Source organism: Anaerotignum sp. (genome assembly GCF_031981185.1).
Lineage (GTDB): Bacteria > Bacillota > Clostridia > Lachnospirales > Anaerotignaceae > Chakrabartyella.
The window spans coordinates 72,355-88,417 of record NZ_DALYUL010000002.1 but is presented as its reverse complement, the minus strand read 5'-3'; the positions used below and the strand labels follow the sequence as shown (position 1 = coordinate 88,417).

Genomic DNA, 16,063 nt, shown 5'->3' with positions numbered 1-16,063 from the left:
ATGGGATTGAAGTTTCCAAGTCTGATTTGCAGGCGGGAGATTTGGTTTTCTTTAATGCCGGTGGTAACAGCGGAATTTCTCATGTTGGAATCTATATGGGTGACGGAAATTATATTCATTCAACAGATGGCGCGGCTTATGGTGTTACAACCACTTCTTTAAGTAGTAGCTATAGCGCAAATACATATGTTACAGCAAGACGTGTGATTAGATAATCCATAGTTCATAAATTTAAGGGCAGAAATCATCTGCCCTTTTTTGCGCGCTTAATTATTGGTTATAGTTTTTTGCAAAGTGGAAGAAGATAATTGGTGCATTTAACCAGTTCTTAGAACGGATGGAAATAAAAAATACCCCGAAATTTCGTTAGGGTATTTTTATTTTATAATTGCAAACCATTATACAAAGACTCAGTATCTTTGTCACCAAAAGAATTAAAAGACTCAGATTACTATTGCTGAATGTTACATTCAGCAATAGTAAAATACATGAGAATGATTACTTATAGTTTGCTACTTAATCATACACTATCTTCTATATTTTTTTCTGCGCAAAGAACGCAGCTTCCTTCGCTTTTTTCTTTTCAAATGCCCGATAGTACGTGTCACTGCAAAGACAATTAAACAGGAGAGAAGGATCCCTAATAAAATAGTACCAATTGTTTTGAGTAGCTTCACTTTTGATTCTTTTTCCTGTGCTAAATGAGCTTCTTCCGAAGTTGCGGCCACCGCTGACTGGGCTACAAAAGATGTTGCAATGCTTGTTGCTCCGCTTTTCGCAGTAATTGTACCAATTTCCTGTCCTACTGAGATTGGAGCATCAATTGTTTCTGGACAATTGACATCAATTTTAAGATCTGACAGCGTTGTGTTTGTTGGAATGGTTTTATAAACATCTTCCTTGGGTACAGCTTGAATATTGCCCAAGGTGGTTGTTTTGCTTTTGTAGGTTTCCACCACTTTTACAGTCTTTATGTAGTCTTGAGCGGAAAAAACTTTTACTGTTTGAAAATTTGCAAAACCATATTCAAATAAAGCTTTTGAATCTACATAGTGCTCGGCACCTTTACATTTTAATACAACAGCGATGAGCTGGGTATCCCCCTTTTTTGCAAAGGTAACCAGTGTATTCAGTGCTTCCCAGGTATACCCTGTTTTTCCTCCGGTGGCATACTCGTAGTAGTAAATGGAGTTTGGGTTAAGCATTTGATGCTGTCCATGAAGATAACGGGTTTCCGTTTGCTTATTTGTTGGAGGAATTTCATAATAAGTATTACTCATCATCTTTTGATAGGCTTCTTGTTTTAAAAGTTCTCTGGCAATGCATGCCATGTCGTAGGCAGTGGTATAATGGTTTTCATCAAAAAGGCCATTAGCATTTAAAAAATTCGTGGATTCACAGCCTAATTCCTTCGCCCGTTGAGTCATGTGTTGGGCAAAAGCGGGAATGGAACCATCCACGTATTCTCCAACGGCATTGGCCACTTCGTTAGCGGAACGGAGCAATATGCCATAAAGGGCTTGCTCCAAGGTGATTTGCTCATCCTCCTGCATGGCAATATGAGCACTTCCAGGCTCTATACTATAAACAGCATCATGGGAAAATGTAATGGTGTCGCTTAAATTTCCTTTCTCCAACGCTAAAAGTACAGTCATAATTTTTGTAATGCTAGCGGGATACATTTTACTTTTACTGTTTTTTTCAAATAATATTTCTCCTGTGGTTGCATCCATAAGGATGGCAGCCTCTGCGTTTAGTTCAGGAGCTTTCATGGTTTCAATTGTAACTGGATTTGTTGCATTGTCCCCTTGTAATGTTTCGCCAAAGGCAGAAAAGCATGGTACAGTCAGAGACAGGGATAGAATAAAAATTAAAAATGATTGTTTCATTGACATCTCCTATATAACTTTAACTTTTGGAAAATTTGTGTTAGAATAAAAAGGCTTGGGAGAGAATTTAGCATCTATTTTAAATTGTCATTTTGACGCAGAAAAAAGTTTCATTACGTGTGTTTACTCCCTGGTTTTGTGATAAAATATAAATGTTTGCAAGGGTGTATTTCATAAGGGAATTGCATCGTATTCATTTTATTATACATGCTTTCCAATTATAACAAATTAATTTGCAAGACAAAAGGGGTTTTTATAAAATTTGGACAGAAAAAAGGAAGATTTGTCTCTCAAGAGAAAAGGATTGGGAATTCTTTTGCTAATCCTTCTGGTTTTTGCAATTACACTGAGTTATCTTTCAACAAAGACAAGGGGGTCTTTGTATATGGGCTCTGCCGTTACGGTGGACGAGCTGGAGGGCAGATGGACAGGGGAGTACAAGCTTTTTTTGCCGGGTACAATTGAGGCAATCAACATTAACACGGCTAACCAAGAAAGTTTGGAATGTCTGCCTGGTGTGGGAAAAAAACTTGCAAAGGAAATCATAAAATATCGGGAAAAAAACGGACTTTTTCATGGTACGGAGGAAATCATAAATGTTCCCGGAATTGGCATTAAAAAGCTGAATGCCATGAAAGAGTATATTATAGCTGAATAAATAGGAGGTTCTTATGGCATTTCATGTTTTGGTTGTGGATGATGAAAAACTCATTGTAAAAGGAATAAAATTTTCTTTGGAGCAGGATGGTATGGAGGTTACTCCCGCTTATGATGGCGAGGAGGCCTTGCAGTTGATAAAATCCTCTAGCTTTGATTTGATTGTATTAGATGTTATGTTGCCCAAAATGGATGGGTTGCAGGTTTGCCAGCAGGTAAGAGAGTTTTCTCAGGTGCCTATCATTATGGTTACTGCAAAAGGCGAAGATATGGATAAAATTATGGGCTTAGAGTATGGCGCAGATGATTATATTACGAAACCCTTTAATATTTTGGAATTAAAAGCGAGAATCAAAGCCATTTTACGCCGTAGTGTAAAAAAAGGCACAGCGGAAGGTGCTGCCAAGAATATTTTGAAGGCAAGAGATTTGGAACTTTCTTATGATAGCCGTCGGGTATTTATTCAAGGCAAAGAAATTAATCTTACAGCCAAGGAATTTGATTTATTGGAACTTTTGATGGAGAACCCCGGAAAAGTTTACAGTCGGGAAAAGCTGCTTGACACGGTATGGGGATATGACTACCCGGGGGATGTGCGAACGGTTGATGTTCATGTCCGTCGATTGAGGGAAAAGATTGAAGCAAATCCCAGTGAACCCAAATACATTTTTACAAAATGGGGAGTTGGTTATTATTTTAATTAAGAGCAAACAACCTGAACGGAAAGAGAAAAAACCCCATTTTCTTAGCTTGCGTTGGATTCTGTTGGCTACCTATGTTGTGGTTGGTATCGTTCCTCTGATGTTAATTGCAAGCACCATATTGCATTCGGTACAGGACTACTTTATTGAGGAAAGAAAAAAAGAATTGCTCAGTGAGGCGAATGTGATTTCAGGGCAGATAACCTCCCATGATTATATGTATAACAAGGATAATAGAGATTCATTGGAAGAAACCATGCTAGCTATGAGCCATGAAAATGATTTTCGAGTTCTCGTTTTAGACTCGTCTTGTTTGGTTGTTTATGATACAGGGTACAGCGAGGTTGGAAAAACGGTTTTGATCTCCGAGGTTATTGAGGCTTTAGGCAATAAGGATATCGCCAGAGTTCAAGAGGATAGTATGGTTTATGCCGCAGTTTCTATTTCGGGAAGTAATAACTCCCGTGTAGGCGTGGTTTTGGTTTCTGATGATCTGAGTGACATTTCGGTGACTGTAAATAATATTGCAAAGAAGGGCAACCTGCTTTTGGCAGGACTTGCAATTATTGTGATCATTATGATGATTATCATGTCTCAAATTTTTACAGAACCTATTAAGAAGATAATTAAAGTAATTCAAAAAATGTCTGAGGGGCATTTTGAGCAAAGGGTACAGATGCATTCTCAAATTCATAATGAGATGGTGGATTTGGCACTAGCCTGTAATCAAATGGCCGATCAGCTGGAAAAGGTGGAATCTACTAGACAGCAGTTTGTTTCAAATGTTTCTCATGAATTAAAGACGCCATTAAGTTCCATTAAGGTTTTAAGCGAGTCTATCTTACTGCAAGAGGATGTACCGAAAGAGATGTATGTGGAATTTTTACATGATATCAATTCTGAGGTTGATAGAATGGCAGCAATTATTAATGATCTTTTGACCTTAGTTAAATTGGATCAAAAAGAAATTCCACTGAACTTTAAGGAAATGGATTTGAACGAGATGCTGGAGGGAATTATCAAAAGGCTTCTTCCTTTGGCACAAGAAAAAAACATCCGCATTCGTTATGAAAAGGCAAAAGATATCACTGCAACTGTAGATGGAATGAAGCTGACTTTGGCTGTTTCAAATTTAGTCGATAATGCAATTAAATATACGCCTGAGGGCGGTGAAGTAGAAATGAAACTGGATGCGGACCATCAAAATGTTTTTATTAGTGTGACGGATACAGGAATTGGCATTCCCGATGATGAGGTGGCCAGAATTTTTGAGAGATTTTACCGGGTTGACAAAACACGAGATAGGGAAACAGGGGGCACGGGTCTGGGACTTTCTATTACCCATAGTACAGTTATGATGCACAATGGGAGCATAAAGGTTTACAGCAAAGAGGATGAAGGTACTACCATATTGTTGCGAATTCCGATACGTCAAAATGTATCATAAAATTTTGTAATAAGGCCTTTTTATAGAAAGTTAAGAAGGAGGATGGATTTTGGCAAAACTTAAAAAAGTAATTTCTATTATTGTAATTGTAGGGATGGCTTTGCTTGTTATCATTTCAGTGGGTCTATTTTTAAAGGAACAGTTTTTTGATGATGGAGAAAGTACCACTGAACTTTACTATATGAGCGCCAATGGAAAAATGAAAGCTACGGAAATAGATATCCAGACAGGGTCTGAGGTTGATATGGTCCATGAGATTTTAGAGGATTTAAGAACTGGAGTTAAGTCAGATGGAATTAAACCCACGATTCCCCAAGCTTTGGAAGTAAACGATGTTGTAATCGCAGAAAATGTTGCTACCATTGACTTTAATTCTGCTTATTATGGCTTAAATAGTGTGGATGAAGTGATTTGTCGCTCATCCGTTGTATGGTCGTTGACTTCCCTTAAGTTTTTGAATTCAGTGGTATTTACTGTTGAAGGTGTGCCCTTGAAATCAAGAACTGGAGAAGTGTATGGGGAAATGAATCGGGAGAATGTATTGATTGATCCATCTGTTTCTGCCACTACAACGGAATATGCTATCTTGAAATTGTACTTTTCCAATGCGGATGCCACAGATTTGATAGTTGAAGATCGGGTGGTCGAAGTAAATGCAAATCAACCACGGGAAAGAACGATATTGGAGCAGCTCATAGCGGGACCTAAGGAAAAAGGCAATTATGCAACAATACCAGCTGAAACAAAAATTATGGATGTAACCACCACCAGCGATGGTGTTTGCTATGTAAACTTAAGTCAGGAATTTGTTGCAAAACACAATGGAGGCACAACGGGAGAATTGCTTACGATCTACTCTATTGTAAATTCTCTTTCAGAGTTGGATAATGTAAATAAGGTTCAATTTCTGATTGAGGGTGAAAAGGTAGAGGCCTTCAAAGGCCATATTGATTTCAGCACTCCATTTGTTGCTGTAAAGAGCTTGAAAACGGTAAGTTAAATTGCCATGAAAATAAAAAGACTGGCCCTGTGGGCACTAATATTCACGATAGGTGGAATATATATGCGGCTAGGTATATCTAAAGAGATATGCCTAGCTTTTTTTGTTTTTATCCTTCTGTGCATATCACATTTCATGATAAAAAAACATGTTAGAATGGCAGGCACATTGATTGTTATGGTCATGCTAGGCTTTTTTTTAGCAGGGAATGCTGTAAAAAATTCCTATATTGGGTTAGAGGGGCAAACTCTCGTCAAATACAAGGGTGTTATTTTTGAGGAAGGGAAAACTGCCTCCGGTAATCAAAAGTTATTTATGAATTTGCAGGTTCCTTTTCAAGAAGGGAAGAATAAGACAGTAGTGCTTTATGCAATTTGGACTGGAGAGAATTCTTTTCAAATTGGAGATGAAATATTGATTACAGGAGAGGTTTTACCTTTGGATGGGAAAACGGTTCCCGGTGGTTATGATGAGCGGTTATATTTAAAAACAAAGAACGTTGATTATAAAATGTATCCAGAAATGATTCATAAGACCGGTGAAACCAATAGCTTTTCTGTGAAATTGCAAAAGGTAAAAGAGCGGGTCTTTGCTGTATTTGATACGGTTTTGCCCCAGCGGGAAAGCGGAATACTAAAAGCAATGGTAACCGGGGAGAAGGACGACATAGACCAAGAAACCAGAGATTTATACATAAGAGCTGGTATCAATCATATTCTCTGCGTTTCAGGGCTTCATGTTTCCATTTTTGTGCTCTTGGTTCATTTTTTGATGGAAAAATGTTTGAAACAAAGCAAGAGAAAAGTGGCATTGGCTACCATTGCCTGTTGTGTTGGCTTTTTGATTTTTACTGGATTTTCACCTTCCTCAGTTAGAGCAATCATTATGATTACTGTTGCTTTACTTGGTCGTGTTTTCTTTAGAAGAAGTGATATGCTGAATAATGTGGCTATCGCTGCCCTTTTGCTTTTACTTTTTCAGCCGCTGTATTTATGGAACCCAGGATTTCAGCTGTCATTTATTACTGTAGTGGGAATTTGGATGGGATTACAAGTTGTTTCCAAAGAAAAGGATATGATGAGTAAAATAAAGAGAACCTTCATTCTTTCTTTATATGCATCGTTGTTTAGCTATCCACTAGTGGCATATCATTTTTTTAATATATCGTTAATTGGCGTTTTTTTAAATCTACTGGTTTTGCCTCTTTGTGGGCCTTTGCTTTTCTTTGCTTTTTTGACGGGGATAGGGGGGCTGATTTTTCCGCCCATAGCAGCGATTTCCGCAGGAGGGGCCTATGGAATTTTAAAGTTTTATCAAATTGTTTGCACCATTGGGGTTTCCATTCCGGGAGGCTATCTATTGGTTGGAGCACCTTCCCTGCTTACCATTGGGGTATATTATCTTATTTTGTATATGTGTAGTTTTTATGGTAGGAAGTTTTGCAATGAAAAAACCATCTTTTGTGCAATGATTGTTTTGGGATTTTCTGTTTTCGGCAATAGACTGATTTTTCATAAAAATACCATTGCCTTTTTGGATGTGGGTCAAGGGGATTCAACGGTTATTTCTACTTACGATGGAAGAGCTGTGGTGATTGATGGCGGCGGCTGGTTCGGTGCAGAAATTGGGAAGAATACGGGGATGAAAGTAGTAAAACCTTATTTGGAATATTTAGGAGTTAAGGAATTGGATGGTATTTTTTTAACTCATTTTGATTCCGATCATATGATTGGCGTAGTTGAGCTTTGCCAAAGCGTACCCACAAAGGCTGTCTATATATCGGAATATCCTTGTTCGGATATGGAAAAATGGAATAGCCTAAAAGAAGTATTGGAAAAACAGGAGATTATGCTGTATACTGTGAAGGAAAATGACGTTTCAAATTGGGGGAACTATGGGAAGATCACCTGTTTTTATCCTCCAAGTGGTGTGAAATTTATTGGCGATGATGATAACCATGGTTCATTGGTTTTAAAATACGAATATGGTGGAACAAATATATTGTTGACTGGAGATGCCGCAGTGGAGGATGAGAGAATACTTCTTTCAAAAGGAGCGGATATTTCGGCACAAATTTTAAAGTTGGGACATCATGGATCAAAAAATTCCAGCAGTGAAGCTTTTTTAGAGGCAGTTGCCCCTCAGGTAGGCATCATATCTTGTGGGAAAGAGAATCTGTATGGACACCCCCATAAAGAAACATTAAAAAGAGTGAATGACCAGAGGATTACTGCTTATCGAACGGATAAGCAGGGAACCATTTTAGCGGAAATATCTCCAAAGGGCAGCTATGAAATAGATGCTGTTGCAGAAAGGGAGGCAGTTTATGAAGGAATTAAAAAAACAATGGAAAAATGGTGAGTTTCGGAGCTGTTATCTTTTTTATGGCTCCGAGACATATTTAATAAAAAATTACGAGAAGGCACTTATGGATGGGATATTATCTCCGGGTTCTGAGATGATGAACCATGATATTTTTGAAGAAAAGCGGGCAAGTGCTGATGCAATCATGGATGCTGCCGATACGTTACCCTTCTTAAATGAAAAACGCCTGATAACCATTAAAAACAGTGGTTTTTTTCAAAAAGGAAATGCAAAGGAGGAAGGAGAGAAATTGCTTGAATATTTCTCAAATTTGCCTGAGAACGTATGCATTCTTTTTATAGAAGAAAAGGTGGAAAAAAATAGTCGCCTCTATAAGGCTATCACAAAAGTAGGAGAAGCGATTGAGTTTAAAATACCCACCGAAAAGGAATTGACAGCTTGGCTAAAAAAAGAATATACTAAAAATGGGGTTGCCATTGAAAATAGTGTCTTACAGTTCTTTCTCCAGACCGTTGAAAGTGATATGGAAAATATAATACGAGAAATGCAAAAGTTGATTTCTTATAAAGGCAATCGAGGAAGTATTACAATGGAGGATGTGAAAGAAGTCACCACGCCTTCGTTGGAAGCAAAGGTTTTTGATTTGGTTCGTGCGGTGGCTGAGGAAAAGCCGGCAAAGGCCATATCTATTTATCGAAATTTATTGCTTTTAAAGGAGTCGCCCTATATGGTACTTTCTTTGATTACAAGACAATTTCGTATGATTTTTACTAGTTCCCTTTTGTTTGAGGACGGATTGTCCTACGTTGAAATTGCGCAGAAGTTGGAAATTAGAGATTTTGCTGTAAAGGAATATGTACGACAGGCAAAACGTTTTTCTAAAGGGGAATGGAAAATGGCTCTTGAGGATTGTTTGAAGACGGATTTGGACATAAAAACGGGACGAGCTGCTGAAGAAGGAGCAGTGGAACTGCTGATTATGAAATATAGCAGTAAAGCACTGAGAAATCATGGCTGAAAATAGATAGGGACATCCCTCCATTAGGGATGTCCCTTTAATGTATTGTATTATGAAAGCTTTGCCACCACACGGCAAGGTAAGCCTGTCATTTCTGAAAAATTCATTGGGCATGTATAAGCTTGAAAATAAATGCTATGTTTTAGCACTTCCGAAAGATTACACAAGTTTTCCACAATGAAAACTCCTCTGTCAGCGCAAAATTGATCCATGGGGGTATGTTCCTGCCCGCGACGTACGCCGGCAAAGTCAATACCGATGATAGAAATTCCTTTTTCTACCAAAGCATTTATTAAGTCCATGGAAAGTTGGGGGTGCTCTGAAAAATAGGCATGGCTACCGTAGCCTTCTTTTTCAATAAAGCCAGTATAGAAGGCAATAAACATATCTGGTTTTACCTTTTCCAAGTCAATATCTAATGGCTGAATTTCCACATTTACAATATGGCTAACATCAAAGACAATTGCACTGCGCTCCATATATTCTAAAGGAAAGTCTTTGTTCATCACATCAAAATGAGTTCCCAAATGCCCAAAGAGAGCCTTTTTCTCATTTCCTTGAGCATCAGTTAGCATTTTCGGTGTGATTTTTAGTGTGATATCAATTAACATGGCTTTTCCTCCCATATTTATAGTCGTTTATTTCAATCATAGTGTTTGATGTTTTTAAACAGACTGAAACTTTTTATTTTTGTTTTCCAATTGTCTAACTCCTTCATTCCAAGAAGAGTTTTTAAAAAGGTATCTTTCAAAGCCATTTTTAACGCTTCTCACGAATAATATGGGTTGTTTTATGTTCTTTTTCGGATTAGAAAAAAGCGATAGCCTTTAATTGGATATCGCAATTTTTTTGGTAACATTTTTTATTTAAACTTCGTGATAGGTTTTTAATATATTGTTTGCCACTTCCAGTTTACTTTGTCTGCAATCCATGGCATGCTTTTCAATATAACGATGGGCCTGAGGTTCAGTCATGTGTAGATGCTGAATTAAAAGGCACTTTGCCCTATGAACAGTACGGAATTCAGTTAGCTGCTTTTGAAGCTTTTTATTCTTTTCTTGTATTTTTGCAATACGATTTTCAAATGCAATTGCAAATTTTACAGTGCGCTCGAATTCCGAACGCTTAAAAGGCTTATACAGTATAAGAATGCCGTAATCTTCTCCGCTGTATTCCTTTATGTTTCGATAGGATTCTGGCAACAACAAAATAACAGAAGCATCTGTTCTTTGCGTCATAAAAATCGCTAAATCCTGAGCGGATTCACTTGGCAGAGGAGCATTTATGATAATGAGAGAAGGTGTTGTAGAAGCAATTAATTCTTTTGCCTGCTTGCTGTTGGAAGCGTAGAGAATTTGTGACGGAGAATAGTAGTCCAAAAGGCCAACTAAATTTTCTTTCTCCGTCTCCTTTCCTGCTATAATCAATATCTGATTCATAAAGCTCCTCCTTTCAATTTTTAGTTGTTAAAACATAGTAATATATGCATCTCTTTCTGCCCCAACGGAAACATACTTGATAGGGCAACCAACGGCCTCTTCGATATATTTGATATAAAGTAGAGCTTCCTTTGGCAAATCTTCAACCTTGCGGCATCCGCTGATATCACAGTTCCAACCTTTTACGGTTTCAACAACGGGTTCAGCATCTTTCAAGACAGCGGAGTAGGGGAACTCTGTTACTTCCTCCCCATTGATTTTATATTTTGTGCATACAGGAATTTCATCTAAATAAGATAAAACATCCATTTTTGTCAATGCGATTTCGCTGCATCCTTGTACACGGATTCCGTAACGGCTTGCCACAACGTCAAAGGGGCCAACACGACGAGGTCTGCCTGTTGCAGCGCCATATTCTCCGCCTGCTTCTCTTAAAGCATCGGCACCTTCACCAAACATTTCGCAGGTAAAAGGACCTTCGCCTACACAGCTGGAGTAAGCCTTCATGATACCAATGACACTATCCAATTGCAAATTGGGAACACCAGCGCCAATTGGTGCATAGGCAGCAATGGTTGAAGAAGAAGAGGTGAAAGGATAGATACCAAAATCGATATCTCTCAGCGCACCTAACTGAGCTTCAAACATAATTTTCTTGCCTGCTTTTTCTGCTTCTGTAATATATAGACCTGTGTCAATAATGTTATCCTTAAAAGGAGTACCAAAAGTATCCAACCACTGTAAAATTTCTTCATATTGAACAGGGGCAGCATGATAAACACCTTCAATCACCAGGTTTTTATAAGCAACCAAATTTTTCAGTGTAGCAGGATAGGTTTCAGGATGAAGCAAATCACCCATACGTAAGCATTTTTTCATATATTTATCGCCATAAACAGGGGAGATACCTCTACGGGTTGATCCAAACTTAGCATCCCCTAAACGATCTTCTTCCAAGCAATCCAAAAGCTTATGATAAGGCAGGCAAATGATGGCTTTGTCACTGATTTTCAAGTTTTCGGCTGTGACTTTTACACCAGCACTTTTCAAGCGATCAACCTCGTGATAAAGATGCTCCAGGTCAATTGCCATGCCATTTCCCATGATGTTTACTACATCTTCCCGCAAAATGCCGGAAGGCAGAAGATTTAAAACAAATTTTCCTAAATGGTTAATTACGGTATGCCCTGCATTATTACCGCCTTGATATCTGCAAACAATATCATAATCATGTGAAAGCAGGTCAACCATACGACCTTTGCCCTCATCTCCCCAGTTGGTACCAACGATAGAAGTTAACATGAAGATAGCCTCCTTAAATTTTGATATAAAAATAATGATTGAACTTTTGTATCATATAGAAATTTTAATAGCGTTAATCAGGAATGTCAATGGAGCACATAATGAATTATTATGCTATTTTTTAGAATTATTAGTCATGAATAAAACGCTATTTCAGGATTTTGCATATTTTGGTTTGATAAAAGGCAAGTATTTACCATTTTGCTTTATCTTTTATGTGCCGAAATATTAAACAAAATGAAACTTTATGCAAAATAAGGAGAATAAATAAATTCAAATTTGGCATAGGAATTTTTTATACCCACTATTAATAATCGAATGAAAAAAGCACCGATGACATTTCAAATGCCATTGATGCAGATTTGTTTTATAGTATAGATATGATTAAATTATTCTTTATAAGAATAACGTTTTATTACTTATATTAGTTATCAACGTTCTCAGGGGTGCGTTTTTTCTTCTTTTTTTCTGAATTTTGACTGTCAAAGGTGTGGGCACGTCCTAAGAAATATGCAATTTTAATCAGCTTTTTCTCTTCCGTTGTCAATTCCTTTTCCGTTAGATCAGCAATATGACGAAGCAAAGCCGCCATGTTTGTACGGGGCGCCTTTGGCACGGAAATCATTAGTGCTGCTGGTTTAAAGGTCGCGGGAGAAAGCTCTTTGGGTCGTACAACTTTAAAGACCTTTGCTGTATATATTGCATCAAATAAAGCATCATGAAAAGGTGAATCAACGGTGATCTTCAATTCTGTTACTGCGTTTTTCAGCCCGATTGCTTGCCCAGCTTCATTATTCAAAAATGAAGAAGCGAATTTTTGAACATTTACATATTGATTGGGTATGCTGTTTGTATCCAGTTTATAGTATAAAATATTGCGAAATAGAGATTTTATATCATCCGTGCCCCAAGTACATAGAATTGCTTCCTCATCTGAGATAAAAGAGGCAAACTGCTGAAAGGCCTCGATAAAGTCCGGCTGGACTTTTAATTTTTCTTCGGTGATTCCGGTTTTTTTCAACAAAAGGATGTAATCTCGGATAGATTTTAGGCTGAATCAATGCATTAAAAGTATCAATTTGCTGAAAAGAATCATTTAATTTTACGGCTCCGATTTGAATGATTTCAAAAGGACATTCAGGCACCGGAGCAACAGTCTCCCCTGTTTTGAAAGGAAAGGATTGATTGAACTCTAAATCCAAAACGATATAATTCATGAAAGTTCCTCCTGTCTGAACCAAGTATACACCATTTTTCATATGAAGGGAAGAAGGAAATTTGAGCTATTGTATATCTATTTTTGTAAAAATAGCATGAAAAATATGTTGTCTTTCGGGAATGATAGAAGGTTCTGCCAGAATGTTTTTGATGGAGTCAATACGAAGTTCTATTTCGGTAAATTTCTTGTAGTAATGGTCAGAAGGGATTGGGGATCTGTATTCAAAAGATTTTCTTCACTATATGTATCTCTAGTTTTCATAGCTACCCCAAAAAAGGCTCATTTGTTTTTGTATCGTGAATTATCTTGTAACTATAATTGTCAGATGATAAAATGATATAAAAATGGCGCACAAAAGCTTAAGGAGGCAAAACATGAAGCTTCATTTTACTGAAGAACAAAAAAAGCAAGAGCTGAACAAATTCTATTTGGAAGAGGATGATCTTCTTTTGGAGGCAGAATTTCTAGAAGGAGAGGGCAAGAATTTTTTAATCTCCGGAGTTGCTACCATTGAGGGAGAAAGATATCACGAGTTTGAAATCGTATTTGAGTTAGCAGAAGATGCTTCTGAAGACCCAGTTTCTATTATAAATGCAGATTGGGTTTGGTATGATTTTAATTTCTAAATAAAAAGGAGGAAGAAATATGGATCAATTTAAATTTTTTATGCCAGCGGAGACTTTTTTTGGTCGTGGATGTGTCATGGAGAAAAAAGAGACATTTTTGACACTGGGCAGTAAAGCAATGTTGATAACGGGACGAAGCTCTGCCAAGAAAAACGGTGCGCAGAAAGATGTTACAGATGCATTGGATGCATGCAAAATTCCTTGGGTTTTGTTTGATGAAATCGGTGAGAATCCCGATGTGGAGACCGTTGTAAAAGCGGCGAAAATGGCTCATCAGGAGAAGGTCGACTTTCTCATTGGTATTGGAGGAGGTTCTCCTATGGATGCGGCCAAGGCGATTGCTGTTTTAGCTGCAAATCCTGATGCTGACAGTGAAATTTTATTTACTCAGCCTGATGCAAAGGCTTTAACAGTGGCGGAAATTCCCACAACAGCAGGTACAGGCTCAGAAGTAACCCAATATTCCATAATGACCCTCCATGAAAAACGTACAAAGAGGGCAATCGTACAGAAGGTCTTTGCCAAAGCATCTTTTTTAGATCCGAAATATATGGATGAGCTTTCAGCGGAAATTACAAATAACACTGCTGTGGATGCGTTAACCCATCTTATCGAAAGCTACTTATCTGCCAATGCAAACTTTTTTAGTGAAAAAATCGTTGAGCTAGGGTTATCTCTATTTAAAGATTGCATCCCAGCTCTGAAAGAGAGGGTCTATACCTCTGAAGTGAGAGATAAACTCATGCTAGCGTCCGCTTTGGCTGGGGTTGCCATCGCCCAGACCAGTACCTCCATTCCCCATTGTCTTGGCTACTTTTTGACTTATGAAAAGGGTATTCCCCACGGTAGAGCAAATGGTATCGTGACCCAGGCCTATTTAGAAATGTTCCCCAAAGAAGATAAAAAGGTGGGGCAGCTTCTGCATTGCTTGGACATGAACGATATTGAGGATATGGGTGCATTTTTGAAGGATGTTTTAAATACTTCAGAAACATTTACTGTGGAAGAAGTGGCTTATTACACAGAGAGAGCAATGGAAAGTCCTGGTAAAATTGCAACTTTCCCATACCCAGCTGTAAAAGAAGATATTTTCAAGGTGTATGAAAAGAGTCTCCTTTCCTAAGTAGCTGGCCAAGTTTCAAAATCTTCCTTTTTTCATAAGCTAATAGAAAAAAGTGGGGGGAGATTTTATGCCGAGAGTATATCTTAGCCCATCCTTGCAAAACTATAATCTTTTTATAAATGGCGGTACTGAGGAGGAATATTTAAACCTAATTACTGATGCCATGGAGCCATATCTGTTTGCTTCAGGAATAGAATTTACACGAAACGAACCGGAGATGCCGTTATCTCAATTAATAATAGATGTAAATACAGGCGATTATGATGTGTTTTTTTCCATGCATACTACCACGGCGCCTCCTTTTATAACGGGAAAACTACAAGGAGCAGAGGTGCTTTACTATTCAAAAAATCCATATGGAAATGAACTGGCTCAGGCCGTTGCCAAAAATATAAAAAGCCTTTATCCTACTCCTGAGAAGGTAAAGGCTATACCCTCTGCCACACAAAAGGAATTAATACAGACAATGCCTCCGGCAGTGGTGGTGGCATTGGGTTACAATGATAACATTGGGGATGCTCAATGGATTAAAGATAATATCCGCTATCTTGGAAGGGAACTTTCCCGTTCCTTGGCAGATTATTTTGGGATTGCTTTTGTAGAACCTGAAGAGGATTAATGATCTTTGTGACATGCTGTGTACTATGAAACAAATGGGAAGTTTGTTGTTTCATAATGGTCTAACTATTGAATCAATTGTAGATAATACTAAAAAAAGAACGTCCTTTCTGCATGACATTTTTGCAAAAGGACGTTTTTTATATAAAGACTCAAGTAAAAACCTCGCCGAGACAGCGAGGTAGAGTAAGTTCTTTTTCGTAGGTTATATATAATTATTGCGAACAACAATCACTGAACTCTTTATTTATAATAATTTGCAATCACGTCACGAATCATGGGATAGAGTAAGGCATACCCCGCATTACTCAAATGAATGCCATCAAACTGGAAGTAGTCTTCAAAGGCTTCTTCTTTTTTTGACCAAAGTTCAGAGAAAAAGTCAATTACAGGACAGTTATATTCTCTTGCAATTTTTTGAACGGTCTCTGCATAAAGCTTTACACGGTCCGTAGTTGTGAATGGGAAAAAATCCGTATCAACCACAGGAGGTGGTGTAATGAAAATAGGTAAAGGGGTTCCATTATTAAATTCTTTGCTGTGTTGCAAAGAAAGTACAAGTTGTGTAATGGAACGCAGATTTTTTTCATACTCTATTAGAGGACGGTAGTAATCTTCTAACATTGCGGAATCATTTGAACCAAAAAAAATGAGTACAATTTGAGGATGAAATAATAACACATCCCTGTGAATGCGCTC

At 37.8% G+C, this 16,063-nt stretch carries 17 protein-coding genes; 10 read left to right on the top strand and 7 right to left on the bottom strand.

What is annotated here, in order from left to right:
- Positions 1–215 (top strand): C40 family peptidase (locus RTK36_RS01445; RefSeq protein ID WP_312043572.1); only part of this gene is annotated, 215 nt, incomplete at its 5' end.
- Positions 216–527: 312 nt separating this feature from the next.
- Here the strand turns inward: RTK36_RS01445 and RTK36_RS01440 are convergent.
- The gene (locus tag RTK36_RS01440) at positions 528–1,889 is read right to left on the bottom strand and encodes a D-alanyl-D-alanine carboxypeptidase family protein (protein WP_312043570.1); all 1,362 of its coding nucleotides are present in this window, start codon (positions 1,887–1,889) and stop codon (positions 528–530) included.
- Between the two features lie 262 nt (positions 1,890–2,151).
- On the opposite strand from RTK36_RS01440, the gene RTK36_RS01435 reads away from it, so the two are divergent.
- The 6 genes from RTK36_RS01435 (at position 2,152) to holA (ending at position 9,037) form a co-directional block, all read left to right on the top strand.
- Entirely contained in the window at positions 2,152–2,547 is a 396-nt protein-coding gene (locus tag RTK36_RS01435; RefSeq protein WP_312043568.1) for a ComEA family DNA-binding protein, read from the top strand.
- A 13-nt stretch (positions 2,548–2,560) separates the two neighbouring features.
- Entirely contained in the window at positions 2,561–3,250 is a 690-nt protein-coding gene (locus RTK36_RS01430; RefSeq protein WP_312043565.1) for a response regulator transcription factor, read from the top strand.
- Positions 3,183–4,694, top strand: coding sequence for a sensor histidine kinase (locus RTK36_RS01425; RefSeq protein ID WP_312043564.1), 1,512 nt, complete (start codon positions 3,183–3,185; stop codon positions 4,692–4,694). Before RTK36_RS01430 ends, RTK36_RS01425 begins: the two co-directional genes overlap by 68 nt.
- Positions 4,695–4,743: 49 nt before the next feature.
- On the top strand, positions 4,744–5,694 hold the full coding sequence (locus RTK36_RS01420) for a GerMN domain-containing protein (protein ID WP_312043562.1): 951 nt from the start codon (positions 4,744–4,746) through the stop codon (positions 5,692–5,694).
- Between the two features lie 63 nt (positions 5,695–5,757).
- Positions 5,758–8,055 carry a DNA internalization-related competence protein ComEC/Rec2 gene (locus tag RTK36_RS01415; RefSeq protein ID WP_312043560.1) on the top strand — a complete coding sequence of 766 codons (2,298 nt, stop codon included), beginning with the start codon at positions 5,758–5,760 and terminating at the stop codon, positions 8,053–8,055.
- Positions 8,021–9,037, top strand: a complete 1,017-nt coding sequence (gene holA / locus RTK36_RS01410) for a DNA polymerase III subunit delta (RefSeq protein WP_312043558.1) — start codon at positions 8,021–8,023, stop codon at positions 9,035–9,037. Before RTK36_RS01415 ends, holA begins: the two co-directional genes overlap by 35 nt.
- A 50-nt stretch (positions 9,038–9,087) precedes the next feature.
- Here the strand turns inward: holA and RTK36_RS01405 are convergent, their stop codons facing one another.
- From RTK36_RS01405 to RTK36_RS01385, 5 genes are all read right to left on the bottom strand, one after another.
- A complete protein-coding gene (locus RTK36_RS01405; RefSeq protein WP_312043556.1) occupies positions 9,088–9,648 on the bottom strand; it encodes a cyclase family protein in 561 nt (186 codons plus the stop codon).
- 255 nt (positions 9,649–9,903) lie between these two features.
- Positions 9,904–10,476, bottom strand: coding sequence for an ANTAR domain-containing response regulator (locus RTK36_RS01400; RefSeq protein WP_312043554.1), 573 nt, complete (start codon positions 10,474–10,476; stop codon positions 9,904–9,906).
- Positions 10,477–10,503: 27 nt separating this feature from the next.
- A complete protein-coding gene (locus RTK36_RS01395) occupies positions 10,504–11,778 on the bottom strand; it encodes an adenylosuccinate synthase (RefSeq protein WP_312043552.1) in 1,275 nt (424 codons plus the stop codon).
- Between the two features lie 424 nt (positions 11,779–12,202).
- A complete protein-coding gene (locus RTK36_RS01390; protein WP_312043550.1) occupies positions 12,203–12,802 on the bottom strand; it encodes a 3'-5' exonuclease in 600 nt (199 codons plus the stop codon).
- Positions 12,708–12,995, bottom strand: coding sequence for a hypothetical protein (locus tag RTK36_RS01385; protein ID WP_312043549.1), 288 nt, complete (start codon positions 12,993–12,995; stop codon positions 12,708–12,710). Before RTK36_RS01385 ends, RTK36_RS01390 begins: the two co-directional genes overlap by 95 nt.
- Before the next feature lie 376 nt (positions 12,996–13,371).
- Here RTK36_RS01385 and RTK36_RS01380 point away from each other — a divergent pair, with 376 nt between their 5' ends.
- The 3 genes from RTK36_RS01380 to RTK36_RS01370 all read left to right on the top strand — a co-directional run bounded on the left by RTK36_RS01380 (position 13,372) and on the right by RTK36_RS01370 (position 15,365).
- Entirely contained in the window at positions 13,372–13,623 is a 252-nt protein-coding gene (locus RTK36_RS01380) for a hypothetical protein (protein WP_312043547.1), read from the top strand.
- A 19-nt stretch (positions 13,624–13,642) separates the two neighbouring features.
- Positions 13,643–14,746 carry an iron-containing alcohol dehydrogenase family protein gene (locus tag RTK36_RS01375; RefSeq protein ID WP_312043545.1) on the top strand — a complete coding sequence of 368 codons (1,104 nt, stop codon included), beginning with the start codon at positions 13,643–13,645 and terminating at the stop codon, positions 14,744–14,746.
- Positions 14,747–14,813: 67 nt separating this feature from the next.
- Positions 14,814–15,365 (top strand): N-acetylmuramoyl-L-alanine amidase, encoded by a 552-nt coding sequence (locus RTK36_RS01370; RefSeq protein ID WP_312043543.1) that lies wholly within the window; start codon positions 14,814–14,816, stop codon positions 15,363–15,365.
- A 242-nt stretch (positions 15,366–15,607) separates the two neighbouring features.
- Here the strand turns inward: RTK36_RS01370 and RTK36_RS01365 are convergent.
- The coding region (locus RTK36_RS01365; protein WP_312043541.1) for a GDSL-type esterase/lipase family protein at positions 15,608–16,063 on the bottom strand (456 nt) is incomplete at its 5' end.

Bases quoted from the DNA above. Each gene is read 5' to 3' on its own strand.
- RTK36_RS01440 (WP_312043570.1), bottom strand. From the start codon at position 1,889: ATGAAACAATCATTTTTAATTTTTATTCTATCCCTGTCTCTGACTGTA.
- RTK36_RS01430 (WP_312043565.1), top strand. From the start codon at position 2,561: ATGGCATTTCATGTTTTGGTTGTGGATGATGAAAAACTCATTGTAAAA.
- RTK36_RS01415 (WP_312043560.1), top strand. From the start codon at position 5,758: ATGCGGCTAGGTATATCTAAAGAGATATGCCTAGCTTTTTTTGTTTTT.
- holA (WP_312043558.1), top strand. From the start codon at position 8,021: ATGAAGGAATTAAAAAAACAATGGAAAAATGGTGAGTTTCGGAGCTGT.
- RTK36_RS01405 (WP_312043556.1), bottom strand. From the start codon at position 9,648: ATGTTAATTGATATCACACTAAAAATCACACCGAAAATGCTAACTGAT.
- RTK36_RS01400 (WP_312043554.1), bottom strand. From the start codon at position 10,476: ATGAATCAGATATTGATTATAGCAGGAAAGGAGACGGAGAAAGAAAAT.
- RTK36_RS01395 (WP_312043552.1), bottom strand. From the start codon at position 11,778: ATGTTAACTTCTATCGTTGGTACCAACTGGGGAGATGAGGGCAAAGGT.
- RTK36_RS01385 (WP_312043549.1), bottom strand. From the start codon at position 12,995: ATGAATTATATCGTTTTGGATTTAGAGTTCAATCAATCCTTTCCTTTC.
- RTK36_RS01380 (WP_312043547.1), top strand. From the start codon at position 13,372: ATGAAGCTTCATTTTACTGAAGAACAAAAAAAGCAAGAGCTGAACAAA.
- RTK36_RS01375 (WP_312043545.1), top strand. From the start codon at position 13,643: ATGGATCAATTTAAATTTTTTATGCCAGCGGAGACTTTTTTTGGTCGT.
- RTK36_RS01370 (WP_312043543.1), top strand. From the start codon at position 14,814: ATGCCGAGAGTATATCTTAGCCCATCCTTGCAAAACTATAATCTTTTT.